Source organism: Streptomyces sp. NPDC008150, assembly GCF_042956945.1.
Classification (GTDB): domain Bacteria; phylum Actinomycetota; class Actinomycetes; order Streptomycetales; family Streptomycetaceae; genus Streptomyces.
This window is the reverse complement of sequence record NZ_JBIBHJ010000003.1, coordinates 289,548-312,822: the sequence shown is the minus strand read 5'-3', so window position 1 is coordinate 312,822 and position 23,275 is coordinate 289,548. Positions and strand designations below refer to the sequence as shown.

Genomic DNA, 23,275 nt, shown 5'->3' with positions numbered 1-23,275 from the left:
GCCCTTCGGGGCACGTTCGCGGCAGAGAGGAGGCGACCATGAGCCGGCGTTCCGGAATCCTTGAGTTCGCCGTCCTCGGTCTGCTCCGCGAATCCCCGATGCACGGCTACGAGCTGCGCAAACGACTCAATACGTCGCTGGGTGTGTTCCGTGCCTTCAGCTACGGGACGCTCTATCCCTGCCTCAAGACGCTGGTCACCAACGGCTGGTTGATCGAGGAACCCGGGAACACCCACGAGGACGCCCTGTCCGCTCCGCTTGCGGGGCGTCGCGCCAAAATCGTCTACCGGTTGACGGCGGAAGGTAAGGAACACTTCGAGGAACTGCTCTCGCAGACGGGCCCGGACGCGTACGAGGACGAACACTTCGCCGCTCGTTTCGCCTTCTTCGGGCAGACGTCGCGCGATGTACGCATGCGCGTACTGGAGGGCCGCCGCAGCCGGCTGGAGGAGCGCCTGGAGAAGATGCGCTCCTCCTTGGCGCGCACCCGGGAGCGCCTCGACGACTACACCCTTGAGCTCCAGCGCCACGGCATGGAATCCGTGGAGCGCGAAGTGCGCTGGCTGAACGAGCTCATCGAGAGCGAGCGGGCCGGGCGGTACCTCTTGGGGTCCGCCAACGGGGGCACCGCTCAGCAGGACACCACATCTGGAGCAACGGGCGGCCTGCCCCGGCACCGGGATCCTTCCCGGCCGGATACGCCCGAGGACACCGCCACGTGAAGTCCCGTCAGGGCTTCACCGAGTACACACAGGGAGCAACCGGAATGGGTTCGGTTCGCGTAGCCATCGTCGGCGTGGGCAACTGCGCCGCATCGCTGGTGCAGGGCGTCGAGTACTACAAGGATGCCGATCCGGCGTCCAAGGTCCCGGGTCTGATGCACGTGCAGTTCGGCGACTACCACGTCGGTGACGTCGAGTTCGTCGCCGCGTTCGACGTCGACGCGAAGAAGGTCGGCCTCGACCTCTCCGACGCCATCGGCGCGAGCGAGAACAACACCATCAAGATCTGCGACGTCCCGAACAAGGGCGTCACGGTTCAGCGTGGTCACACGCTCGACGGTCTCGGCAAGTACTACCGCATGACCATCGAGGAGTCCGCCGAGGCTCCGGTCGACGTCGTCCAGGTCCTCAAGGACAAGCAGGTCGACGTTCTGATCTGCTACCTGCCCGTCGGTTCCGAGGACGCGGCGAAGTTCTACGCCCAGTGCGCCATCGACGCCAAGGTCGCCTTCGTCAACGCCCTTCCGGTCTTCATCGCCGGCACCAAGGAGTGGGCCGACAAGTTCACCGAGGCGGGCGTCCCGATCGTCGGCGACGACATCAAGTCGCAGGTCGGCGCCACCATCACGCACCGCGTGATGGCGAAGCTGTTCGAGGACCGCGGTGTCCGTCTTGAGCGCACCATGCAGCTCAACGTCGGCGGCAACATGGACTTCAAGAACATGCTGGAGCGCGACCGCCTCGAGTCGAAGAAGATCTCGAAGACGCAGGCCGTCACCTCGCAGATCCCCGACCGCGACCTGGGCGAGAAGAACGTCCACATCGGTCCGTCGGACTACGTGCAGTGGCTCGACGACCGCAAGTGGGCCTACGTGCGCCTCGAGGGCCGCGCGTTCGGCGACGTCCCGCTGAACCTGGAGTACAAGCTCGAGGTCTGGGACTCCCCGAACTCCGCGGGTGTCATCATCGACGCCCTGCGCGCCGCGAAGATCGCCAAGGACCGCGGCATCGGCGGCCCGATCCTCTCCGCGTCGAGCTACTTCATGAAGTCGCCGCCGGTCCAGTACTTCGACGACCAGGCCTACGCCAACGTCGAGAAGTTCATCAAGGGCGAGGTCGAGCGCTGACGCTCGGCTGCGTGACTGCTTGACACCACGTGAAGGGTCCCCGGTTCACGCCGGGGACCCTTCACGTGCGTCCGAGCCCGTATGTGAGGCTGTTGACCATGGCCGTCCTCCGTGACCTGCGGGTCCTCATGTCCTCCCGCGCGTTCGGACGCCTGCTCTCCGTACGACTGCTGTCCCAGGGCGCCGACGGCGTCTACCAGGTCGGGCTCGCCACCTATGTCGTCTTCTCGCCCGAGAAGCAGACCTCGGCGGCCTCGATCGCCTCCGCCATGGCGGTCCTGCTGCTCCCGTACTCGCTCGTCGGCCCCTTCGCCGGCGTGCTGCTCGACCGCTGGCGGCGCCGTCAGGTCCTCCTGTACGGCAATCTCCTGCGCGCCTCGATGGCAGCCGTCACCGCCGTGCTGATGGTGAGCGACGTGCCGTCCTGGCTGTTCTACGTGTCCGCGCTGTGCGTCACCGCGGTCAACCGCTTCGTCCTGGCCGGACTCTCCGCCGCGCTCCCGCACGTGGTCGACGGCGACCGCCTGGTCGTCGCCAACTCCCTCTCCCCCACCGCCGGTACGCTCGCCGCCACGGCGGGCGGCGGTCTGGCGTTCCTGGTGCGGCTCGTCGTCTCGGACTCGGACGCCGCCGTCGTGGTCCTCGGCGCCGCCCTGTACCTCTGCGGCGCCCTCGTGTCGCTGCGCATCGCCCGGGATTCCCTCGGACCCGACGTGGCCTCCCTGCGAACGGAGTTGGGGTCGGCGCTGGCGAGCACCGCCCGCGGGCTCGCGGCGGGTGTCCGGTACCTCGCCGGCCCCCAACGCCGGGAAGCCGCCGTGTCGTTGGCGTCCATGACCGTGCTGCGGTTCTGCTACGGGGCGCTGACCGTCCTGCTGCTCATGCTGTGCCGCTACGCGTGGTCGTCCGGCACGGACCAAGGCCTCGCTCTGCTGGGCCTGGCGCTGGGCCTGTCCGGCGCGGGCTTCTTCGTCGCCGCTCTGGTGACCCCCTCGGGAGTACGGCGGCTGGGTCCCGGGCGGTGGATCGCCCTGTGCGCCGCGGCGGGCGCCGTCCTGGAGCTCGTACTCGGCATCACGCTGGCCGAAGTCCCCATGCTGGCTGCCGCGTTCGTGCTGGGACTCGTCACCCAGGCCGCGAAGATCGCGACGGACACGGTCGTGCAGTTCGCGGTGGACGACGGCTTCCGGGGTCGGGTCTTCTCCCTCTACGACGTGCTGTTCAACGTCGCTTTCGTGGGTGCTGCCGCCATGGCCGCCCTTCTGCTGCCGCCTGACGGACGCTCAGTAACCGTCGTGGTTACGATTTCGCTTCTCTACGCGGCAGTTGCTGCCGCTATGGCCCGGTTTGCTCGGCGGTAAGTGTCACATCAACGCCACAGAGGGCTGACAGGCCGTCCCACTGTCTCAGCGGCCAGGTAATTTACGTGCGTCTTACTAACGACGTGTCCGCGACACACGCACATCCGTTCACGGGGGGACCCCAAGTGACTACTCCGCCGCCTCAGGGCCAGAATCCGTACGCCCAGGGCCAGCAGCCCTACGACCAGGTGCCCGGCCAGGCCCCCTACCCTCCGCAGCAGGGCTTCCCTCAGCAGCCCGGCTACCCGCAGGCCCCCGGTCAGCCCGGCTTCCCGCAGCAGGCCGCCGCGCCCTACTCGCCGGTGCCGCCGCAGCAGCCGAAGCGCAAGAACTGGAAGCTGATCCGAAGCATCATCATCGTCGTCATCGTGGCCGGTTTCGCCATCGGCGGCTACATAGCCAGCCGTGACGACGCGAAAACCGCCTCCGTGGGCGACTGCATGCACCGCGGCAACAGCAGCGACACCGACCCGGACCTTGAGGTCGTGGACTGCGGCTCCGCGAAGGCCCAGTACACCGTCCTGGCCAAGATCAAGGGCAGCTTCACGCAGTCGTCTGCCGACATCAAGTGCACCGCGAAAGCCAAGGACTACCAGTACACGTACACGGAGACCGGCGACGGCGACAACTTCCTGCTCTGCCTGAAGGACAAGTAGGGCAGACAGCAAGGAGGGGCGTTGTTTCACGTGAAACAACGCCCCTCCATTCTGTCCCGATGTGCCACCCTCGCGGGCGGGGTCATGTTTCACGTGAAACATGACCCCGCCCGCGAACGCCGGGGGTCACCCCTGCTGGGACCACCACTCCTTGAGAGCCGTCACCACAGCCTCGTGCTCCATGGGCCCGTTCTCCAGACGGAGTTCCAGCAGGAACTTGTACGCGTTGCCGACTGCCGGCCCGGGACCGACGTCCAGCACCTCCATGATCTGGTTGCCGTCGAGATCCGGGCGGATCGAATCCAGCTCCTCCTGTTCCTGAAGGCGGACAATGCGCTCCTCCAGGCCGTCGTAAGCATGCGAGAGAGCGGCCGCCCTGCGCTTGTTGCGCGTCGTGCAGTCGGACCGGGTGAGCTTGTGCAGGCGGCCGAGCAGCGGGCCCGCGTCCCGGACGTACCGGCGCACGGCCGAATCCGTCCAGTCGCCGGTGCCGTAGCCATGGAAACGCAGGTGGAGTTCGACCAGACGCGAGACGTCCTTCACCAGCTCGTTGGAGTACTTGAGCCCGGTCATCCGCTTCTTGGTCATCTTCGCGCCGACCACCTCGTGGTGGTGGAACGAGACCCGGCCGTCCGACTCGAAGCGCCGCGTGCGGGGCTTGCCGATGTCGTGCAGGAGGGCGGCGAGGCGCAGCGTCAGGTCGGGGCCGTCCTCCTCCAGCGCGATCGCCTGCTCCAGCACGATCAGCGTGTGTTCGTAGACGTCCTTGTGCCGGTGGTGCTCGTCGCTCTCCAGCCTCAGGGCCGGCAGCTCGGGCAGCACCCGGTCCGCGAGCCCGGTGTCCACGAGGAGCGTCAGGCCCTTGCGCGGGTGTTCGGAGAGGATCAGCTTGTTCAACTCGTCCCGCACCCGCTCGGCGGAGACGATGTCGATCCGGTCCGCCATCTCCGTCATGGCGGTGACGACATCGGGGGAGACCTCGAAGTCGAGCTGGGCGGCGAACCGTGCCGCCCTCATCATCCGCAGCGGATCGTCGGAGAACGAGCTCTCGGGGGTGCCCGGGGTGCGCAGCACGCGGGCCGCGAGGTCGTCGAGCCCGCCGTGCGGGTCGATGAACGTCTTCTCCGGCAGAGCGAGAGCCATGGCGTTCACGGTGAAGTCGCGCCGGACGAGGTCTTCCTCGATGGTGTCGCCGTAGGAGACCTCGGGCTTGCGCGAGGAACGGTCGTAGGCCTCGGACCGGTAGGTGGTGACCTCGATCTGGTAACCGTCCTTCTGGGCCCCGACCGTACCGAAGGCGATCCCGACCTCCCATACGGCATCGGCCCACGGCCGCACGATCTTCAGGACGTCCTGAGGGCGCGCGTCGGTCGTGAAGTCGAGGTCGTTGCCGAGCCGGCCGAGCAGCGCGTCCCGGACCGAACCGCCGACCAGGGCGAGGCGGAACCCGGCCGCCCGGAACAGGCGGGCGAGGTCGTCGGCGACGGGGACCACCGACAGCGGCTGGTCCGCCGCGTGACGCGGTCGACCGGGGGCAGTGGAGGTGTCTTCGTTGGCGTTCGGCACAACAGAAAAGGGTACGTGGCCCGGGTGCCCGCCGTCGCCGGGCGGAGGGACCGGTGGGGCCGCCGCCCGCCTCCGCGCCGGGACACCACCCTGCATACCCGTACAAGAGCAGCTCTTGAGACCTTCGTGTGCGCTCCCTCGGATAGGCATACATAGGGGTCGCGCGGACGGTGATCCACGATCTTGTGACCCGGTCCGCGGCACTTCCTCTCAGCGCACCTCGTTACCATGCGTGGACGCACATTCCGACGACCACTGACGACGAGGGACGGGCGAGCGCGTGGCCGAGGCGGCAGACTTCCAGGGGACCAGTGCCTCACCTGCCCGCCGGTGGCTGCGGCGCACCGGGGCGCTGATGGCCGCGGCGCCCCTGCTGGCGGGTCTGTTCCAGTCGCCCGCTGCGGCGCAGGCGGACGCGGCCGCGCCGACGGCGGCGAAGGCCGTCTCGGGATCGTCCACGGTCGCTGTCAGCCTCGACTCCCTCAGCCCCAGCGCCCCGACGGACGGCGACACGATCACCGTCACCGGGACCGTGACCAACAAGGGCAAGCAGGCGGTCACCGGCTCCCGCGTGGACCTGCGCGTCGGCCCCGAGCTGGACACCAGGTCGGCGATCGACAGCGCGGCCGAGCGGACCTCGTTCACGCTGGGTGCCGACGGCACCCAGGTCGGCGGCAAGTACGTGGAGAAGTTCGCGAAGCTCGCGCCCGGCGTCGGCGAGCGGTTCAGCATCTCCGTCCCGGTCGACAAGCTGGACCTGGGGGACAGCGGTGTCTACCAGTTCGCCGTCGCCGTGACCGGCCAGACCGCCGCCCAGCCCTGGGACCAGGTGCTCGGCATCCAGCGCACGTTCCTTCCGTGGCAGCCGGACGAGGCGGACACCCGGACGAAGACCACCTTCCTCTGGCCGCTCATCTCCACGGTCCACGTGACCGCCGAGACGGGGTCGAACGAGCAGCAGACCCCGGTCTTCCGCAACGACGACCTGGCGAAGGAGATCTCCCCGGGCGGACGCCTGGACCACATGCTGTCGCTGGGCAAGGACCTCGACGTCACCTGGGTCCTCGACCCGGACCTGCTGGCCTCCGTCGACGCCATGACCGGCAGCTACAAGGTCCAGGACGAGAGCGGCACGGTCACGGCGGGCACGCACCAGGCGGTCGCCAAGAAGTGGCTCGCCGCGCTGCAGAAGGCGGTCGCCGACAAGGAGGTCGTCGCCCTCCCGTTCGCGGATCCCGACATCGCCTCCCTGGCCCACAACGGCACCGGCGTCGCCGGCTCCCTCGCACACCTCAAGGACGCCACCGACGTCGCCGCCTCCACGGTGGAGACCGTGCTGCACGTCCAGCCCGACACCGACTTCGCGTGGCCCGTGGACGGGGCGGTCGACCCCTCGATCGTCAAGGTGGCGACCTCCGCCGGCGCCGACAAGGTCATCGCACGCAGCGACAGCCTGGCGGAGACCGGGGGGCTGTCCTACACCCCGTCCGCCGCCCGCCCCATCGGCGGTGGCAACACGGCGGTCGTGGCGGACGCCCGGATGTCCACGGCGTTCGACACCGACATGACGAAATCCGGCTCCTCCACCCTGGCGGTGCAGAAGTTCCTCGCCCAGAGCCTGGAACTCGACCTCCAGACGGACAAGCAGCGCAGCGTCGTCGTCGCCCCGCAGCGCATGCCCACCGGCAGCCAGGCCCAGGCCATGGCCGAGGCGATCACCGCGCTGCAGAGCAGCAACTGGTCGCAGTCCCAGGAGCTCGGCGCCGCGGCGAAGGCCAAGCCCGACCCGGAGGCCACCACGCGTGTCCCGTCCGCGTCGGAGTACCCCTCGTCGCTGCGCAAGAACCAGTTGCCCAAGTCGGCCTTCGAGCAGATCGCCGAGACCCAGGGCAAGCTCGACAACTTCCAGGTCGTCCTGACGAACCAGTCCCGCGTGGTGACGCCCTTCGGACGGGCCATAAACCGCGAGATGTCCACGTCGTGGCGGGGCCGGCCCGCCCAGGCCGAGACCTTCCGGACGGGGGTCGAGGCCTACGTCGACGACCTCGCCGACCAGGTGAAGCTGATCAAGAAGTCGGAGACCAAGCTCTCCGGCCGCAGCGCCACTATCCCCGTCACCGTGCAGAACAACCTCGTCCAGGGCGTCCACAACCTGGTGCTGCGGCTGACGTCGACCAGCCCCACCCGCCTGAAGATCGGCGGTAAGGCATACTCCGAGCAGCCGGTGGCCGTCTCCGGCGGCCACAGCTCCTCGGTGAAGTTCACCACCTCCGCGAACGCCAACGGCCGGGCGACCGTGGTGGCCCAGCTGTACACGCAGGACGGACAGGCCTACGGATCGGCCGTCACGTTCGACGTGAAGGTCACCGAGATCACCCCCACGGTGATGCTGGTCATCGGCGGCGGCGTCCTGCTGCTTGTCCTGGCCGGCTTCCGGATGTACACACAGCGCAAGCGCGCGGCGGCCCGTGACGCCGAGGACGGCGGACCGGACGAGACCGACGGGACGCAGGACGGACCCGAAGGGCCCGAGGGCCCCGACGGCCGTCTCCCGCAGAGCCCGGAGACCGACGACCCGCAGCACCCGAGTGACCCGACACCGGACACCGCAGCGGAAAGCACCGACCCGTCCGGGACGGGTGAGAGAGTGGACCGTTGAGATGTCGTGGCCGGTCGGCCCGGGACGATGAGGTGGGGTAACCATGAACGCGCCGTACGACGGTGACCGCGGCCAGGCCGCGGGCAGCTCGGGGTACCCCGAGGGCCCGCCGCCGGAGCCCGGCGAGACACCGCCGCAGCAACCCGCGGACATGTACCTCCAGGATGCCTACGACCAGGATCCGTACCGCGGGCAGGACCTCGCCGGACAGGACCCGGTGACCGAGGCGCTCTACGACCGCGCGTCGCATCCTCCGCCGCCGCCGGGCACCTACCAGCCGCAGCCTCCCCTGTACTCCCAGCCGCAACAGCAGCAGCCGTACGCCCCGGACCCCCGCGTGTGGGCCCAGACCCCGGCCCCCGAGCCGGAGGGGCCGACGCAGTACCTGCCGTACGGCGACGATCCGCGGACGACGCAGTTCGTGGGCGTCGACGACCTGGTCAGCCAGGCAGGCGAGCAGCAGCCGGAACCGGACGCGTTCGCGTACCTCTTCCGCGACCAGCAGCAGGGCGGCCGCCCGCCGGCCGGTCCGTCGGGCGGCGCTGCCACGCTGCAGCCCGGCACCCCCGGCGTGCCGGGTCCGGCGCCCGCTCCGGCCGACGTGCCCGGTCCCGACGGCCAGTACGGGCAGCAACAGCACGCGCAGTACAACCGGTACGGGCAGGAGACCGCCCAGCAGGGCCAGTACGCCCAGCAGGCCCCGTACGGACAACAGCAGGGCGGCCCGTACGGTCAGCAGGCTCCGTACGCGCAGTACCCGGCGGCCGTGCCGGCGGGCGGGGCTCCCGTTCCGCCCCCGGCCGCCGCACCCGCACCCGCACCCGCGGCGAAGAAGGGCGGCAAGGCGACGGGACTGCTCAAGTCGAGTGCCGTCATGGCCGCGGGCACGATGGTGTCCCGCCTCACCGGCTTCGTCCGCTCGGCCCTGATCGTCTCGGCGCTCGGTGTCGGCCTGCTCGGCGACACCTTCCAGGTCGCGTACCAGCTGCCGACGATGATCTACATCCTGACCGTCGGCGGCGGCCTCAACTCGGTCTTCGTGCCCCAGCTCGTGCGCTCCATGAAGGACGACGAGGACGGCGGCGAGGCCTACGCCAACCGCCTCCTGACCCTCGTGATGGTGGCGCTCGGCGGGCTCACGATCCTCGCGATCCTCGCGGCCCCGCTGCTCATCCGCCTGCTGTCCAACCCGGTCGCGAGCGACCCGGCGGCCAACGAGGTCGGCGTCACCTTCGTGCGCTACTTCCTGCCCTCGATCTTCTTCATGGGCATCCACGTCGTGATGGGCCAGGTCCTCAACGCGCGCGGGAAGTTCGGCGCGATGATGTGGACGCCGGTCCTGAACAACATCGTCATCATCGTCACGCTCGGCCTGTTCATCTGGGTCTACGGCACCTCCGCCGACTCCGGCATGAAGGTCACGAACATCCCGCCGGAGGGCCAGCGGCTCCTGGGCGTCGGCATCCTGCTGGGCCTGGTCGTCCAGGCGCTCGCGATGATCCCGTACCTGCGGGAGACCGGCTTCCGGCTGCGGCTGCGCTTCGACTGGAAGGGCCACGGCCTCGGCAAGGCGGCCACCCTGGCCAAGTGGACCGTGCTGTTCGTGCTCGCCAACCAGGCCGGCGCGATCGTCGTCACCCAGCTCTCCACGGCCGCGGGCAAGGACTCCCCCGTCGACGGCACCGGCTTCGCCGCCTACGCCAACGCCCAGCTCATCTGGGGCCTGCCGCAGGCGATCATCACCGTTTCTCTGATGGCCGCCCTGCTGCCGCGGATCTCCCGCTCGGCCGCCGAGAACGACACGGGCGCCGTGCGGGACGACATCTCCCAGGGGTTGCGGACCACGGCCGTCGCGATCGTGCCGATCGCCTTCGGGTTCCTGTCGCTCGGCATTCCGATGTGCACGCTGATCTTCGGCACCTCGGGCACCAGCGAGGCCACCAACATGGGCTTCATGCTGATGGCGTTCGGCCTCGGCCTGATCCCCTACTCGGTGCAGTACGTCGTCCTCCGCGCCTTCTACGCCTACGAGGACACCCGCACCCCCTTCTACAACACGGTCATCGTGGCCGCGGTCAACGCCGGCGCCTCGGCGGTCTGCTTCTTCGTCCTTCCCTCCCGCTGGGCCGTGGTGGGCATGGCGGCGTCGTACGGCATCGCCTACGCGATCGGCGTCGGGGTGGCCTGGAGCAGGCTGCGCAAGCGTCTGAACGGCGACCTCGACGGCCCCCGCGTCCTGCGCTCGTACGCCCGCCTGTGCATCGCGTCCGTCCCGGCCGCCGTGCTGAGCGGGCTCGCCTGCTACGGCGTCGGCCACACCCTCGGCCAGGGTGTCGGCGCGTCGTTCGCGGCACTGGTGATCGGCGGCATCGTGCTGCTGGGAGTCTTCTACGTGGCCGCCCGCCGCATGCGCATCGAGGAGCTCAACTCGCTCGTGGGCATGGTGCGCGGGCGTCTGGGGCGCTGACGAAGGGGTAGGCGCACAACCATCGTCCGTCGCCGTGTGTCGTGCAGAACGACGGAGTGTGGGCACAATTGGTCTCGGCGTCGGACAGCGTGAACGGATGGGGAGGCAGGGACGACGGTGGCGGAACGGAGCACGGCTGCCGTCGACGTGGCAGACAACAGCGGTGACGAACCGCTGACCGCGAAGGCGGACCAGTCCACGGCCGACGGGGTGGCCCAGAACCGGGAGCGGGACACGGAAAGCGACGAGGCACAGGGGAGCCCGGAGGTCGAGGGGCGCGGCAGGACCTCGGCTCCGGAGCTGCACAGCGGCCACAAGCTCGCCAGGCGCTACCGCCTCGAGGAGTGCGTCACCCGTCTGGACGGATTCAGCAGTTGGCGTGCGGTCGACGAGAAGCTGCGTCGCGCCGTCGGAATCCATGTTCTGCCCGCCGACCACGTGCGGGCCCGTGTCGTGCTCGCCGCGGCCCGTTCCTCGGCCCTGCTGGGCGATCCGCGCTTCGTGCAGGTGCTGGACGCCGTCGAGGAGAACGACCTCGTCTACGTCGTGCACGAGTGGCTGCCCGACGCGACGGAACTGACCACGCTCCTCGCCTCGGGGCCGCTGGAGGTGCACGAGGCCTACCAGATGGTGAGCCAGCTCTCCTCCGCCATGGCCGCCGCGCACCGTGAGGGGCTCGCGCACCTGCGGCTGAACCCGAACGCCGTCCTGCGGACGTCGACCGGCCAGTGGCGCGTCCGCGGTCTCGCCGTGAACGCGGCGCTGCGCGGCATCAGCTCCGACACCCCCCAGCGCACCGACACCGAGGCGATCGGCGCGCTGCTGTACGCCTCGCTCACGCACCGCTGGCCCTACGAGAACGACGCCTTCGGGCTGAGCGGGCTTCCCAAGGACGTCGGGCTCCTCCCGCCCGACCAGGTCCGGGCGAACGTCCACCGCGGTCTGTCCGAGCTGGCCATGCGGGCCCTCGCGAACGACGGGGCCACCGCCTCGCGCCACGAGTCGCCGTGCACCACCCCGGAGGAACTGGTGCGCGCCGTCGCCGAGATGCCCCGCATCCGGCCCCCGGAGCCCGTGTTCACCGCACCGCCCGAGTACCAGCGCACGACGTACCAGCAGGGCACGTACGGGCGCCCTTCGCCCGGCGCCGGCGCGACGGCGGTCCCCACCCCGCCCCCGCCGTTGCAGAGCCGTACCGGCAAGGTGCTGAAGTGGGCCGTCTCCGCGCTCCTCATCGCGGCCCTCGGGCTCGGCAGCTGGCAGCTCGCCGACGCCCTGATGGACCACGGCTCGTCCGAGAACACCGAGCAGACGCAGACGACGGACACCAACGACAAGAACAACGACGCGCTGAAGCCGGTCCACAACCTGACGATCAAGGGCGCCGCCGAGTACTACCCCGACGGGAAGCCACAGCACCCCGGCGACGTGGGCCTGACGTACGACGACGACAGCTCCACCTACTGGCGCACGTACACCTACAGGGCCGGTCCGACGCTCGCCCCCTTCAAGCAGGGGGTCGGCATCGTCTACGACCTCGGGGCCACGCAGGACCTGTCGACGGCGTCGATAGGGCTGTACTACAGCGGCGACCACACGACGGCCGCGCTGTACGCCACCGACTCCCTGTCCTCGTCCGCGTCGCTCGACTCGATGACGAAGATCGCGGAGGCGTCGACGAGCGGCAACGCCCTGAAGATCACAGCGAAGAAGCCGGTCAAGACCCGCTACGTGCTCGTCTGGCTGACCGCGGTTCCGTACGCGCCCGGCGACCAGTACTCCAGTGACGCGGGCTATCGGCAGGCGATCACGGACGTGAAGTTCACGGGCTGACGTCTCACCGGAGGGGGAGGGGGCGATGGCGGAAGACAGCGGTTTCGGGAGCACCAGCGACGAGGACCTCCTCACCCGCCACGTGCACGGAGATCCCGACGCCTTCGGTGAGATCGTGCGGCGCCACCGTGACCGGCTCTGGGCCGTCGCGCTGCACACCTTGAGGGACCGTGAGGAAGCCGCCGACGCGGTCCAGGACGCCTTCGTTTCCGCCTACCGGGCGGCCCACACCTTCCGCGGGCAGTCGGCCGTCACGACCTGGCTGCACCGGATCACCGTGAACGCCTGCCTCGACCGCGTCCGCAAGGCCGCCACGCGCAGAACGTCCCCGGTCGACGACACCGAACGGCTGGAGCAGCTCCTCGAACCGCAGGAATCGGCCTCGGCACCCGCCGAGCGCAACGATCTCCACCGGGAACTCATCGCCGCTCTCGGGACGCTGCCGCCGGACCAGCGTGCCGCGCTCGTCCTGGTCGACATGCAGGGCTATCCGGTCGCCGAGGCGGCCCGGATCCTCGACGTCCCGGTCGGAACGGTGAAGAGCCGTTGCGCGAGGGGGAGAGCCAGGCTCCTCCCCCTGCTGCGCCATCTGCGGCCGGAAGCAATCGACGAAACGGGGCCGCCGGGCATCTCACGGAACCGGTCACGGGGCCCGTCCGTCCCACCGGCGGCGGGTCCCAGAGACATCGGCACCCGCGACCCGGGACCGGACGATCCAGCTGCTGTGAAGGGTGGAGGTGGGCGAGCATGACATCAGGGACGGACACGACCGGGCACCCGGACGTCTCGGAGATCTCCGATCTCGCCGAGGGCCTTCTCCCCACGACGCGGACTTCGGACGTGCGACGGCATCTGGCCGAGTGTCCGGACTGTGCGGACGTCCACGCCGCGCTGGAAGAGATCCGCGGGCTGCTCGGCACTCTGCCGGGTGTGGGCGATGCGGCGCGCATGCCGGACGACGTGGTGACCCGGATCGACGCCGCCCTCGCGACGGAGGCGTTGCTGAGCACCGGCCTCCCGGCAGAGGGCGACGAGGACGGCGGGTCCTCCGCCGGTACGGACGCGGACACGGCAGCCGATTCCGTCCCGACCCCCGACGCCGCCGCTGAAGCCGACGAAGTTTCACGTGAAACATCGGCCCCGGAGGCCTCCAGCGCTGCCGGCTTCTCCTCCCCCGGATCACCGGCGTCGGACCGGCCGAGCCGGCCCGTGAGGCGTCCGTCCCTCTTTACCGGGCCGGGGCGGAAGAGGCGCAGGCTCGACGGCCGACGCAGGTCCGCCGTCCTGGGCGCCCTCCTGACGGTCGCCGTCGTCGGCGCCGGCGGGTTGATGTTCGAGTTGGTGGAGAACAGTCCGGGGGGCGCGTCGTCCTCCTCCGCGGACTCCGGAGCGAAGACCGTGCCGAGCAGCACTGTGGACGCCTTCTCCAAGAACGAACTGGAGAATCAGGTCACCGACCTGCTCACCGGGCAGCAGGGCGGGAAGGCGGATCCCGACGGCCCGGACGACGACGCGGCCAACTCGCCGGGGGTGGCGGAGAACCCGCAGACCAAGCTCCAGCCGTCCGTCGTCGTCCCGGACTGCATAAGGCTGGGTCTCAGCCAGGACGACGACGCCCTGGGCGCCGCACCCGGCACCTACAACGGCGACGAGGCGTATCTGGTCGTCCTCCCGGATGCCTCGGACCGGTCCCGTGTCGTGGCGTACGTGGTGGACGCGACCTGCGTGACGGACCACACGCTCACGCCCGGCAAGGTTCTGCTGAAGCAGTCCTACGCCCGCCCCTGAGCTCGTTGTCGGGCCCAGCACGTTGCCAGGCGGCTGTAGGGCCTTGTCCTCAACGGCTGTTGGGCCCCCTGACTGTCGTGCTGTTCGACCGCGCGCCGTCCCGCCGGAACCTTTCCAGGAGTCCGGGGCACTTACAGTGAGGGGCCCCGCCGTGTGCGTGGGTCCGCAGGGAATGCATGCCCCTTAGGATCCGTTGGGTGGTGTGAGGGTCCTGGAAGGGCCTCCCACCGGTCGTACGACGCAGTCCAGAGACGAGGAATCAAGCCGTGAGTGACGTCCGCAATGTGATCATCATCGGCTCCGGGCCCGCCGGCTACACGGCGGCGCTCTACACCGCGCGCGCCTCGCTGAAGCCGTTGGTGTTCGAAGGTGCCGTCACAGCGGGCGGCGCCCTGATGAACACCACCGAGGTCGAGAACTTCCCCGGCTTCCAGGAAGGCATCATGGGCCCCGAGCTCATGGACAACATGCGTGCCCAGGCGGAGCGCTTCGGTGCCGAGCTGATCCCGGACGACGTGGTCGCCGTCGACCTGACCGGTGAGATCAAGACCGTCACGGACACGAGCGGCACGGTGCACCGGGCGAAGGCCGTCATCGTGACGACGGGCTCGCAGCACCGCAAGCTGGGCCTGCCGAACGAGGACACGCTCTCCGGTCGTGGCGTCTCGTGGTGTGCCACCTGTGACGGCTTCTTCTTCAAGGACCAGGACATCGCCGTCATCGGTGGTGGCGACACCGCGATGGAGGAGGCCACCTTCCTTTCGCGCTTCGCCAAGTCGGTCACCATCGTCCACCGGCGGGACACCCTGCGCGCCTCCAAGGCGATGCAGGAGCGCGCCATCGCCGACCCGAAGATCAAGTTCGTGTGGGACAGCGAGGTGGCGGAGATCCAGGGCGACCCGAAGCTGTCCGGCCTCCAGCTCCGCAACCTGAAGACCGGCGAGTTTTCGTCGCTTCCGGTGACGGGTCTGTTCATCGCCATCGGACACGACCCTCGTACCGAGCTCTTCAAGGGTCAGCTGGACCTGGACGAAGAGGGCTACCTGAAGGTCGAGGCGCCCAGCACCCGGACCAACCTGACCGGTGTCTTCGGCGCCGGCGACGTGGTCGACCACACCTACCGTCAGGCCATCACGGCTGCCGGTACTGGCTGTTCGGCCGCGCTGGACGCCGAGCGCTTCCTCGCCGCCCTCGCCGACTCGGAGCAGCAGGCCGAGCCGGAGAAGACCGCCGTCTGACTTCCCCACCCTTCCCACCGCACCACATCAGCTAAGGAGCCCCGCCGTGGCCGGCACCCTGAAGAACGTAACCGACGCGTCTTTCGAGCAGGACGTGCTGAAGAACGACAAGCCCGTCCTGGTGGACTTCTGGGCCGCCTGGTGCGGACCGTGCCGTCAGATCGCCCCGTCCCTCGAGGCCATCGCCGCCGAGTACGGCGAGAAGATCGAGATCGTCAAGCTGAACATTGACGAGAACCCGGAGATCGCCGCCAAGTACGGCGTCATGTCCATCCCGACCCTGAACGTCTACCAGGGTGGCGAGGTCGCCAAGACCATCGTCGGCGCCAAGCCGAAGGCCGCGATCGTTCGCGACCTTGAGGAGTTCATCGCCGAATGACGTCGCGCCGCCGGGTGATCGGCGGCAGCGTCGGGGCGCCGGCTGGCGAGAGCGGCACTCACACAAGACGATGTTTCACGTGAAACATGAGTGGGCCGACCCGTGAGGGTCGGCCCACTTTCTTGTTGCGGGCAGCCGGAGGCTCACGTCGCCGCGTGTCCGCGCACAGACGTCACAGCGGCCGCAGCACCGGGTCCTTCTGCACGGCTCCCAGGAGCCGGTCCAACGCCATCTCCACGTCTTCCTTCCAGGAGAGCGTGGTGCGCAGTTCCAGCCGCATGCGCGGGTGTGTGGGGTGGGAGCGGACGGTCTTGAAGCCCACTGCCAACAGATGGTCAGCCGGCAGCATGCAGGCCGGCTCCTGCCACCGGGCGTCACCGAACGCCTCGATGGCCTTGAAGTTCCGCCGCAGCAGATCCTTGGCGACCGTCTGGACCATGACCCTGCCGAGACCTTGCCCCTGGTATTCGGGCAGGATGAACGCGGTCATCAGCTGCACGGCGTCGGGGGAGACGGGGCTCGTGGGAAAAGCTGTGGACCGCGGCACGTAGGCCGGGGGCGCGTAGAGCACGAAGCCCACCGGGACGTCGTCGACGTACACAACCCGGCCGCACGATCCCCAGTCCAGCAGGACGGCGGAGATCCAGGCTTCCTTCTCCGCCGCGGACGTCCCCCCGTTTACCGCTGCTTCACCGCTGACCGGGTCAAGCTCCCAGAAGACGCACGCACGACAGCGGCTGGGAAGGTCCTGAAGGTTGTCCAGCGTGAGCGGTACGAGCCGACGGCCCATGAAGCCTGTTCCTCGTTTCCTTCGCCCTCAACGTCGCAGAAGGCGGTCAGAACATCCCGTTCCCTGAGCAGGCTGCCGATGAACCCGCCCACGATCCCCAGTCCCAGGCCCGCACCCACAAGTCCTGGACGGCTCACCGTTCGCATGGCCCGCCTCCCCCAAGAGGTCCTGCCGGTCGGTCGATACGCCGTAACTCAAGGCATCGTATCCACGATGGGGTTGCCTCGACACCGGCAGACAGCAAAGGGTGGGCCACGTACGGAGTCCCGTACGTGGCCCACCCTGGCCCTGCCGTCACCGTTTCCGTGTGGCGTCAGTCCTCCTGATCGGCGTCCAGGAGACTCTGCTGGAGAACGGGCTTCTCCCCCGGGGCGAGGGAGCTGAGGATGCGGTCGAGGTCCTCCACGGAGGCGAACTCAACCGTGATCTTGCCCTTCTTCTGACCGATGTCGACCTTCACCACCGTCTCGAAGCGATCCGAGAGACGGGTGGCGAGATCACTGAGCGCAGGGAACCGGGAACCCGGCCGCGGCCCCTTCGGCTGGACGGCCTTCGTCCGGGGCACCATGAGATGCACGATCTCCTCGACCGCGCGCACGGACAGGCCCTCGGCGACGATGCGCTTCGCGAGCCGCTCCTGCTCCTCCGGGTCGTCGACGGAGAGGAGCGCACGCGCGTGCCCGGCGGAGAGGACGCCTGCGGCGACCTTCTTCTGCACCTGCGGCGGGAGCTTGAGCAGCCTCAGCGTGTTGGAGACCTGCGGGCGCGAACGTCCGATGCGGTCGGCCAGCTGATCGTGCGTGCAGTTGAAGTCCGTCAGCAACTGGTCGTAGGCCGCGGCCTCTTCCAACGGGTTGAGCTGCGACCGGTGCAGGTTCTCCAGAAGGGCGTCAAGAAGGAGCTTGTCGTCCTCGGTGGCCCGCACGATCGCCGGGATGACCTTCAGGCCGGCCTGGGTGCAGGCACGCCAACGACGCTCACCCATGACCAGTTCGAATTCGTCCCCGGCGACCTGGCGCACGACGACCGGCTGGAGGAGACCGACCTCTTTGACAGAGGTGATGAGTTCCGCCAGTGCGTCCTCGTCGAACACCGAGCGCGGCTGGCGCGGGTTCGGCTTGATGGAGTCGATGGGCAGCTCGGCGAAGTACGCACGTTCCGAAGCCGCGAGGGCGGGCCCGGCCGGCTCCCGGTCCTGCTCCTCGGGCTCCCGGGGAGCAGGCGGCAGGATGCCCAGCGAGGCAGCGGCCACGCTTCGGCCGGTCGTCAGACCGGGATGGGGCGCCGTCGCCGTACTGCCGCCCAGAGCGGCTGCCCTCCCGCCGGTCGAAGAGCCAGGAATCAGCGCCTCAAGACCTTTGCCCAGCCCCCTACGTCGCTCACTCACTGGATCCCCTCCACCATGCTCTGGTCATTCTGTGAACCGATGTGGGCGTTCGGCCCGTCGTAGACGATGCCGGCGCCTCGCAATGCGATCTCTCGCGCCGCTTCCAGGTAGGAGAGCGCACCACTCGATCCTGGATCGTAGGTCAGGACCGTCTGTCCGTAACTCGGCGCCTCGGAGATGCGCACCGACCGCGGAATGCTCGTCCGCAGCACCTCCTTGCCGAAGTGGGTTCGCACCTCTTCGGCCACCTGGGACGCCAGCCGTGTGCGGCCGTCGTACATGGTGAGCAGGATCGTCGAGACGTGGAGGGCGGGGTTGAGGTGCCCGCGGACCAGTTCGACGTTGCGGAGCAACTGCCCCAGGCCCTCAAGCGCGTAGTACTCGCACTGAATCGGGATCAGGACTTCCTGCCCGGCAACCAGTGCGTTGACCGTCAGTAGACCCAAAGAGGGCGGGCAGTCGATGAGGACGTAGTCCAGCGGCTGCTCGTAGGCCTGGATGGCTCTCTCAAGACGGCTCTCCCGGGCAACCAGGGACACCAGCTCGATCTCCGCGCCGGCGAGATCGATCGTGGCGGGGGCGCAGAAGAGACCCTCCACGTCCGGGACGGGCTGGACGACGTCCGAGAGCGGCTTGCTCTCGACCAATACGTCGTAGATGGAAGGCACATCGGCGTGATGGTCGATCCCCAGCGCCGTGGACGCATTGCCCTGAGGGTCCAGGTCGATCACCAGGACGCGACTGCCGTGCAGTGCCAGTGACGCGGCAAGGTTGACGGTCGTGGTGGTCTTGCCTACGCCGCCCTTCTGGTTGGCGACCACCATGACGCGCGTTCGCTCGGGCCGTGGCAGGCCCTCACCGGCGCGGTCGAGGGCCTCGACCGCCAGTTGGGCGGCACGACCAATCGGTGTGTCGTCCATCGGGGGTGGTGTTTCACGTGAAACATCCTCCCCCATCGACTCGGTACGGGGACCGGGGACCGGATCGGTCATCGGTCCCGCGATGTTGGCGTCGGACCGCAAGGATTCACTCTCCTCGACTTCAGGCTCGCTATGAACAGAGCCTCCCATGCCTTCAGGGTCGTGAACCAGTGAGGCCTGTCGTTCTGTGGAGAATTCCACCTCTGTGGACAACTCCGTGCCCGCAACGGGGGACATGGAGCCGGTTCGGGAACGTTGAGGCCCCCGGGATCCGAGTGATCCCAGAGGCTTCCGGTCGCGGGGTTCGGCCGCGGTGCGTCCGCGATCGAGGATGCCGTGCAGCAGTGAGCGACGTTTCACGTGAAACACGATGCCGAGAGCCGGAGCCCGAGCGGCCGCGACACTCCGGCCCACGCGGCTTTGGGTCCTTGTGTGGAGTACGAGGTGCCGTCAGACCCCGCTCAGCGACGACGTCGCGTACGCCCCGTGCGGGCGGCCTTGGCGCGCTTGGCGGCGAACCTCACTCCACCCGGACTCTCGCCGACCTCGACGCGCACCACGGTGGACAGCGGGTCCACGACGCCCTCGCCCACGTGGAGGATCGACGTGCCCACAGCTCCGAGCTTGCTCAGCGCCGTGTGGGCGGTCTTCAGCTCCTCCTCCGCGGTGTCGCCCTTGAGGGCGAGCATCTCGCCGTAGGGCCTCAGCAGAGGGATGCCCCAGGTCGCCAGCCGCTCCAGAGGCGCGACGGCTCGCGCGGTCACGACGTGGACGGGCGGCAGGGTGCCCATCACCTCTTCGGCGCGGCCCCGCACCACCGTGACGTGGTCCAGGCCCAGCAGCTCGACCGCCTCCGTCAGGAAGGTCGTACGACGCAGCAGGGGTTCCAGCAGGGTGATCTTCAGGTCGTCCCGGACCAGGGCCAAAGGAATGCCGGGCAGACCCGCGCCGGAGCCGACGTCGCACACCATGACCCCCTCGGGGACCACTTCGGAGAGGACGGCGCAGTTCAGCAGGTGCCGCTCCCAGAGACGTGGGACCTCGCGCGGGCCGATCAGGCCGCGCCGCACGCCGGCCTCGGCGAGCAGTTCGGCGTAGCGCACGGCGTCCGCGTAGCGATCGCCGAACACCTCGCGTGCCTGCTCGGGCGCAGGGGGAATCTCCGCTGCCTCCGTCACGGGGGACCGTCCTTCCGTACCGCACATGCGCATTGGGCGCAGACCACAGGAGTACCAGGCTGACAAAGATCGGCCCCGTCTGCTCAACAGACGGGGCCGTGGAACGTGAAGGGCCGGTCAGGCAGGAAGCACGACGACGAAGCGCTGCGGCTCCTCGCCCTCCGACTCGCTGCTGAGCCCGGCGGCCTTGACCGCGTCGTGCACGACCTTGCGCTCGAACGGGGTCATGGGCCGCAGCTTGACCGGCTCGCCGCTGCTCTTGGCGTCGGCGGCCGCCTTGGCACCCAGCTCGGAGAGCTCGGCACGCTTCTGAGCGCGGTAGCCGGCGATGTCCAGCATCAGCCGGCTGCGGTCGCCGGTCTCCCGGTGAACGGCCAGCCGCGTCAGCTCCTGGAGCGCCTCCAGCACCTCACCGTCGCGCCCGACCAGCTTCTGCAGGTCGCGGGCGTTGGCATCGCTGATGATCGAGACCGAGGCCCGGTCGGCCTCGACATCCATGTCGATGTCACCGTCGAGGTCGGCGATGTCCAGCAGACCCTCGAGGTAGTCGGCCGCGATCTCGCCCTCCTGCTCCAGGCGGGACAGGCTGTCCGCGCCCTCGGCGGCGGCGGAGATGGTGCCTTCCGTCACGGGATGGACTCCTTCTTACTTCTTGGACGGCGACTTGGGCCGCTGCTGGCCCTTGCGCTGTCCGGACTGGGCCTTGCTCCGGGTGCCGTTCCCGGGCTTCGGGGCGGGCTTCTTGGCAGCGGGGGCGGCCTTGGCTTCCGTCGCCCCGCCAGGCGCTGCGTCCTGCGGCTCCTCGGGCTCGGGCTCGGACTTGGTCAGGTCCGTGACCGCCTCGTCCGTGGGCCTCTGCACGGCCGACTGGCGCTGCGACTTGGACTGCCGCTTGGGCTGCTGCCGCTTCGGAGCCGCGGTGACGCCTTCTTCGGTCGTGGTCGCGGCGACGGCCTCGCCCTTCACCACGGAACCGTCGGGCTGCGCCGCGAGGCCGGCCTTGGTGAGGCTGTTCATGAACTTGCGCTCGTACTCGTTGCGCTCGCGCCCCTTGGCGACGATCGCCTTGACGATGCCGCGCTCCCGCCTGCTGCGCGTCTTCTCGTGGTGCGTGACGTGCTTCTGCAGACGCTCCAGGTAGGCGGCCTGCGCCTTGCTGCCGGGCGTCGGGTTGTTGCGGATCACGTACATCTGCTGGCCCATGGTCCACACGTTGGTGGTCAGCCAGTAGACGAGGACACCGACGGGGAAGTTGATGCCGAAGACGGCGAACATCACCGGGAAGACGTACATCAGCATCTTCTGCTGCTGCATGAAGGGCGTCTTCACGGACATGTCGACGTTCTTCGTCATCAGCTGACGCTGCGTGTAGAACTGCGACGCCGACATCAGGACGATCATGATCGCCGTGACGACCCGCACATCGGTGACGGTGGCACCGAGGTCGGAGAGGGTGGAGGCGTTGTCCTTGAACTTCGCGGCGAGCGGGGCACCGAAGATGTGGGCCTTGCGCGCGCTCTCCAACAGGCTGTCGTTGATGACGCCGATCTTCGAGTTCGTCGCGATGGCGTTGAGCACGTGGTACAGCGCGAAGAAGAAGGGCGACTGCGCCAGGATGGGAAGGCACGAGGAGAGCGGGTTGGTACCCGCCTCCTTGTACATCTTCATCATCTCTTCGGACTGGCGCTGCTTGTCGTTCTTGTAGCGCTCCTGGATCTTCTTCATCTCGGGCTGCAGAGTCTGCATGGCCCGGGTCGCCTTGATCTGCTTCACGAAGAGCGGGACCAGGCAGATGCGGATCAGCACCACCAGAGACACGATCGACAGGCCCCAGGCCCAACCCGTGTCAGGGCCGAAGATCGCCCCGTACACCGAGTGGAACTGGACGATGACCCAGGAGACAGGTGTCGTGATGAAGCTGAAGAAGCTGGCAATCGTGTCCACTAATCATGCTCCTTGGGCATGGGACGAGGTCTCTGCGGCCGGGCTCGGGGGGAGACCGGATGCTGCGTTCCCCTCGATGGCCGTTTCGGCGGCGGAGGTCCCGCCCTTGCGTGCACGCCAGGCGCTGCGCAACCTTTCGTGCCACCTCGGACGCTTGCGGGGCGGTACGTGGTCCACTCCGCCGAGCGACCACGGATTGCATCGCAGGATGCGCCACGCGGTGAGCGCGGTGCCCTTGATGGCTCCGTGACGATCGATGGCCGTGTAGCCGTAGTGGGAGCACGACGGGTAGTACTTGCACACCGGTCCGAGCAACGGACTGATGGTCCACTGGTAGAGCTTGATCAGCGCCAGTAGCGGGTACTTCATCGCGCGCCCCCTCCCGTCAGCCGCTGTAGTGCGGCGTCCAGGTCTTGGGCCAGCTGTGCATGGTCGGCGTCGCCCGCTCCGGGCAGCGCTCGTACGACTACCAGGCTACCGGGGGGCAGCGAGGCAACCCTGTCGCGCATGAGGTGACGTAGTCGGCGCTTGACCGTGTTGCGCACGACCGCTCCGCCCACGGCTTTGCTCACGACGAAACCCGCACGCGTCGGGAGAGCAGTCTCCCCCGGCACGTGCGGGTCCGTGACACCGCTTCGAAGGTGGACGACGAGGAGGGGGCGTCCGGCCCGGCGCCCTCGTCGTACCGCGGTCGCGAAGTCCTCGCGCCGCCTCAGCCGGTTTTCGGTGGGCAGCACGACGTCATGACCTGATCGGGATCAGGCGGACAGACGGGCGCGACCCTTGCCACGGCGGGACGCGAGAATCGCGCGGCCGGCACGGGTACGCATACGCAGCCGGAAGCCGTGGGTCTTCGCGCGGCGACGGTTGTTCGGCTGGAAGGTGCGCTTGCTCACTCGGGGGCTCCAGAGATAAATCAGTAGGCGGGTGCCGTCCTGGCTGTCACCGTGCGCCCACGAGAAGCTCGCGGTCAACGCCCGAGTGCACCGCTTACCGATCGCATGTTCGCGATCTGTGCCCATCGGAGGCAGGCGGCAGCAGCCATCGACAACTCGACCTGGTCACGGTACGCGGCGCTACGCCATCCGGTCAAACCAGCTGTCGGGGGGAGACACTGTCCACAGGCTGGGGACAACAACTTGAACCCTACCCGCCGCGCTGACTACCTTGGCTGGACTCGGTTCTGTTTCCCCGGCTCGCCCGATCCGCTTCGTTCCACCCGATTTACATCCCGACCCGTCCCCCGCACCACACGTTCGT

The 23,275-nt window shown here is 68.8% G+C and carries 21 protein-coding genes; 11 read left to right on the top strand and 10 right to left on the bottom strand.

All coding sequences use genetic code 11. The features are described from left to right. The first annotated feature begins 38 nt into the window (after positions 1 to 38). The 4 genes from ACFZA0_RS10720 (at position 39) to ACFZA0_RS10705 (ending at position 3,866) form a co-directional block, all read left to right on the top strand. Positions 39 to 722, top strand: a complete 684-nt coding sequence (locus ACFZA0_RS10720; RefSeq protein WP_391014078.1) for a helix-turn-helix transcriptional regulator — start codon at positions 39 to 41, stop codon at positions 720 to 722. Between the two features lie 44 nt (positions 723 to 766). Beyond that, on the top strand, positions 767 to 1,849 hold the full coding sequence (locus ACFZA0_RS10715; protein WP_391014076.1) for an inositol-3-phosphate synthase: 1,083 nt from the start codon (positions 767 to 769) through the stop codon (positions 1,847 to 1,849). Positions 1,850 to 1,947: 98 nt separating this feature from the next. Continuing rightward, positions 1,948 to 3,210, top strand: a complete 1,263-nt coding sequence (locus tag ACFZA0_RS10710; RefSeq protein ID WP_391014074.1) for an MFS transporter — start codon at positions 1,948 to 1,950, stop codon at positions 3,208 to 3,210. A gap of 125 nt (positions 3,211 to 3,335) precedes the next feature. Then, positions 3,336 to 3,866, top strand: coding sequence for a hypothetical protein (locus ACFZA0_RS10705; RefSeq protein WP_391014072.1), 531 nt, complete (start codon positions 3,336 to 3,338; stop codon positions 3,864 to 3,866). 126 nt (positions 3,867 to 3,992) lie between these two features. Here the strand turns inward: ACFZA0_RS10705 and ACFZA0_RS10700 are convergent, their stop codons facing one another. Beyond that, positions 3,993 to 5,432 carry a CCA tRNA nucleotidyltransferase gene (locus ACFZA0_RS10700; RefSeq protein ID WP_391014070.1) on the bottom strand — a complete coding sequence of 480 codons (1,440 nt, stop codon included), beginning with the start codon at positions 5,430 to 5,432 and terminating at the stop codon, positions 3,993 to 3,995. A gap of 280 nt (positions 5,433 to 5,712) precedes the next feature. Between ACFZA0_RS10700 and ACFZA0_RS10695 the strand changes: the two genes are divergently transcribed. From ACFZA0_RS10695 to trxA, 7 genes are all read left to right on the top strand, one after another. Further along, the gene (locus tag ACFZA0_RS10695; protein WP_391014068.1) at positions 5,713 to 8,091 is read left to right on the top strand and encodes a DUF6049 family protein; all 2,379 of its coding nucleotides are present in this window, start codon (positions 5,713 to 5,715) and stop codon (positions 8,089 to 8,091) included. Positions 8,092 to 8,134: 43 nt separating this feature from the next. After that, positions 8,135 to 10,558, top strand: a complete 2,424-nt coding sequence (gene murJ / locus ACFZA0_RS10690; RefSeq protein ID WP_391014067.1) for a murein biosynthesis integral membrane protein MurJ — start codon at positions 8,135 to 8,137, stop codon at positions 10,556 to 10,558. A gap of 117 nt (positions 10,559 to 10,675) precedes the next feature. Continuing rightward, entirely contained in the window at positions 10,676 to 12,391 is a 1,716-nt protein-coding gene (locus ACFZA0_RS10685) for a protein kinase family protein (protein ID WP_391014065.1), read from the top strand. A gap of 25 nt (positions 12,392 to 12,416) precedes the next feature. Continuing rightward, a complete protein-coding gene (gene sigM, locus ACFZA0_RS10680) occupies positions 12,417 to 13,142 on the top strand; it encodes an RNA polymerase sigma factor SigM (protein WP_391014064.1) in 726 nt (241 codons plus the stop codon). Beyond that, positions 13,139 to 14,179, top strand: a complete 1,041-nt coding sequence (locus ACFZA0_RS10675) for a zf-HC2 domain-containing protein (RefSeq protein ID WP_391014062.1) — start codon at positions 13,139 to 13,141, stop codon at positions 14,177 to 14,179. The genes sigM and ACFZA0_RS10675 overlap by 4 nt, the downstream gene beginning before the upstream one ends. A 266-nt stretch (positions 14,180 to 14,445) precedes the next feature. Next, entirely contained in the window at positions 14,446 to 15,417 is a 972-nt protein-coding gene (trxB, locus tag ACFZA0_RS10670; RefSeq protein ID WP_391014060.1) for a thioredoxin-disulfide reductase, read from the top strand. A 46-nt stretch (positions 15,418 to 15,463) separates the two neighbouring features. Continuing rightward, complete coding sequence (gene trxA / locus ACFZA0_RS10665; RefSeq protein ID WP_391014058.1) at positions 15,464 to 15,796, top strand: thioredoxin; 333 nt, start codon at positions 15,464 to 15,466, stop codon at positions 15,794 to 15,796. 172 nt (positions 15,797 to 15,968) lie between these two features. Here the strand turns inward: trxA and ACFZA0_RS10660 are convergent, their stop codons facing one another. The 9 genes from ACFZA0_RS10660 to rpmH form a co-directional block, all read right to left on the bottom strand. Next, positions 15,969 to 16,586 (bottom strand): GNAT family N-acetyltransferase, encoded by a 618-nt coding sequence (locus tag ACFZA0_RS10660; protein ID WP_391014056.1) that lies wholly within the window; start codon positions 16,584 to 16,586, stop codon positions 15,969 to 15,971. A 313-nt stretch (positions 16,587 to 16,899) separates the two neighbouring features. After that, positions 16,900 to 17,973, bottom strand: coding sequence for a ParB/RepB/Spo0J family partition protein (locus tag ACFZA0_RS10655; protein WP_391014053.1), 1,074 nt, complete (start codon positions 17,971 to 17,973; stop codon positions 16,900 to 16,902). After that, a complete protein-coding gene (locus ACFZA0_RS10650; RefSeq protein WP_391014425.1) occupies positions 17,970 to 19,043 on the bottom strand; it encodes an AAA family ATPase in 1,074 nt (357 codons plus the stop codon). Before ACFZA0_RS10650 ends, ACFZA0_RS10655 begins: the two co-directional genes overlap by 4 nt. A gap of 311 nt (positions 19,044 to 19,354) precedes the next feature. After that, on the bottom strand, positions 19,355 to 20,071 hold the full coding sequence (rsmG, locus tag ACFZA0_RS10645) for a 16S rRNA (guanine(527)-N(7))-methyltransferase RsmG (RefSeq protein WP_391014051.1): 717 nt from the start codon (positions 20,069 to 20,071) through the stop codon (positions 19,355 to 19,357). A 117-nt stretch (positions 20,072 to 20,188) separates the two neighbouring features. Beyond that, complete coding sequence (locus ACFZA0_RS10640; RefSeq protein WP_391014050.1) at positions 20,189 to 20,701, bottom strand: R3H domain-containing nucleic acid-binding protein; 513 nt, start codon at positions 20,699 to 20,701, stop codon at positions 20,189 to 20,191. Positions 20,702 to 20,716: 15 nt separating this feature from the next. Continuing rightward, complete coding sequence (gene yidC / locus ACFZA0_RS10635) at positions 20,717 to 22,015, bottom strand: membrane protein insertase YidC (RefSeq protein WP_391014048.1); 1,299 nt, start codon at positions 22,013 to 22,015, stop codon at positions 20,717 to 20,719. 3 nt (positions 22,016 to 22,018) lie between these two features. Further along, complete coding sequence (gene yidD, locus ACFZA0_RS10630; RefSeq protein ID WP_391014046.1) at positions 22,019 to 22,384, bottom strand: membrane protein insertion efficiency factor YidD; 366 nt, start codon at positions 22,382 to 22,384, stop codon at positions 22,019 to 22,021. After that, positions 22,381 to 22,752, bottom strand: coding sequence for a ribonuclease P protein component (rnpA, locus tag ACFZA0_RS10625; RefSeq protein WP_391014044.1), 372 nt, complete (start codon positions 22,750 to 22,752; stop codon positions 22,381 to 22,383). The genes yidD and rnpA overlap by 4 nt, the downstream gene beginning before the upstream one ends. A 21-nt stretch (positions 22,753 to 22,773) precedes the next feature. Then, positions 22,774 to 22,911: a 50S ribosomal protein L34 gene (gene rpmH, locus ACFZA0_RS10620; protein WP_003949374.1), complete on the bottom strand. Its 138-nt coding sequence runs from the start codon at positions 22,909 to 22,911 to the stop codon at positions 22,774 to 22,776. Positions 22,912 to 23,275: the final 364 nt, after the last annotated feature.

Coding starts and splice junctions, on each gene's coding strand:
- ACFZA0_RS10715 (WP_391014076.1), top strand. CDS start 767: ATGGGTTCGGTTCGCGTAGCCATCGTCGGCGTGGGCAACTGCGCCGCA.
- sigM (WP_391014064.1), top strand. CDS start 12,417: ATGGCGGAAGACAGCGGTTTCGGGAGCACCAGCGACGAGGACCTCCTC.
- ACFZA0_RS10675 (WP_391014062.1), top strand. CDS start 13,139: ATGACATCAGGGACGGACACGACCGGGCACCCGGACGTCTCGGAGATC.
- ACFZA0_RS10650 (WP_391014425.1), bottom strand. CDS start 19,043: ATGGGAGGCTCTGTTCATAGCGAGCCTGAAGTCGAGGAGAGTGAATCC.
- ACFZA0_RS10660 (WP_391014056.1), bottom strand. CDS start 16,586: ATGGGCCGTCGGCTCGTACCGCTCACGCTGGACAACCTTCAGGACCTT.
- ACFZA0_RS10720 (WP_391014078.1), top strand. CDS start 39: ATGAGCCGGCGTTCCGGAATCCTTGAGTTCGCCGTCCTCGGTCTGCTC.
- yidD (WP_391014046.1), bottom strand. CDS start 22,384: ATGAAGTACCCGCTACTGGCGCTGATCAAGCTCTACCAGTGGACCATC.
- ACFZA0_RS10710 (WP_391014074.1), top strand. CDS start 1,948: ATGGCCGTCCTCCGTGACCTGCGGGTCCTCATGTCCTCCCGCGCGTTC.
- murJ (WP_391014067.1), top strand. CDS start 8,135: ATGAACGCGCCGTACGACGGTGACCGCGGCCAGGCCGCGGGCAGCTCG.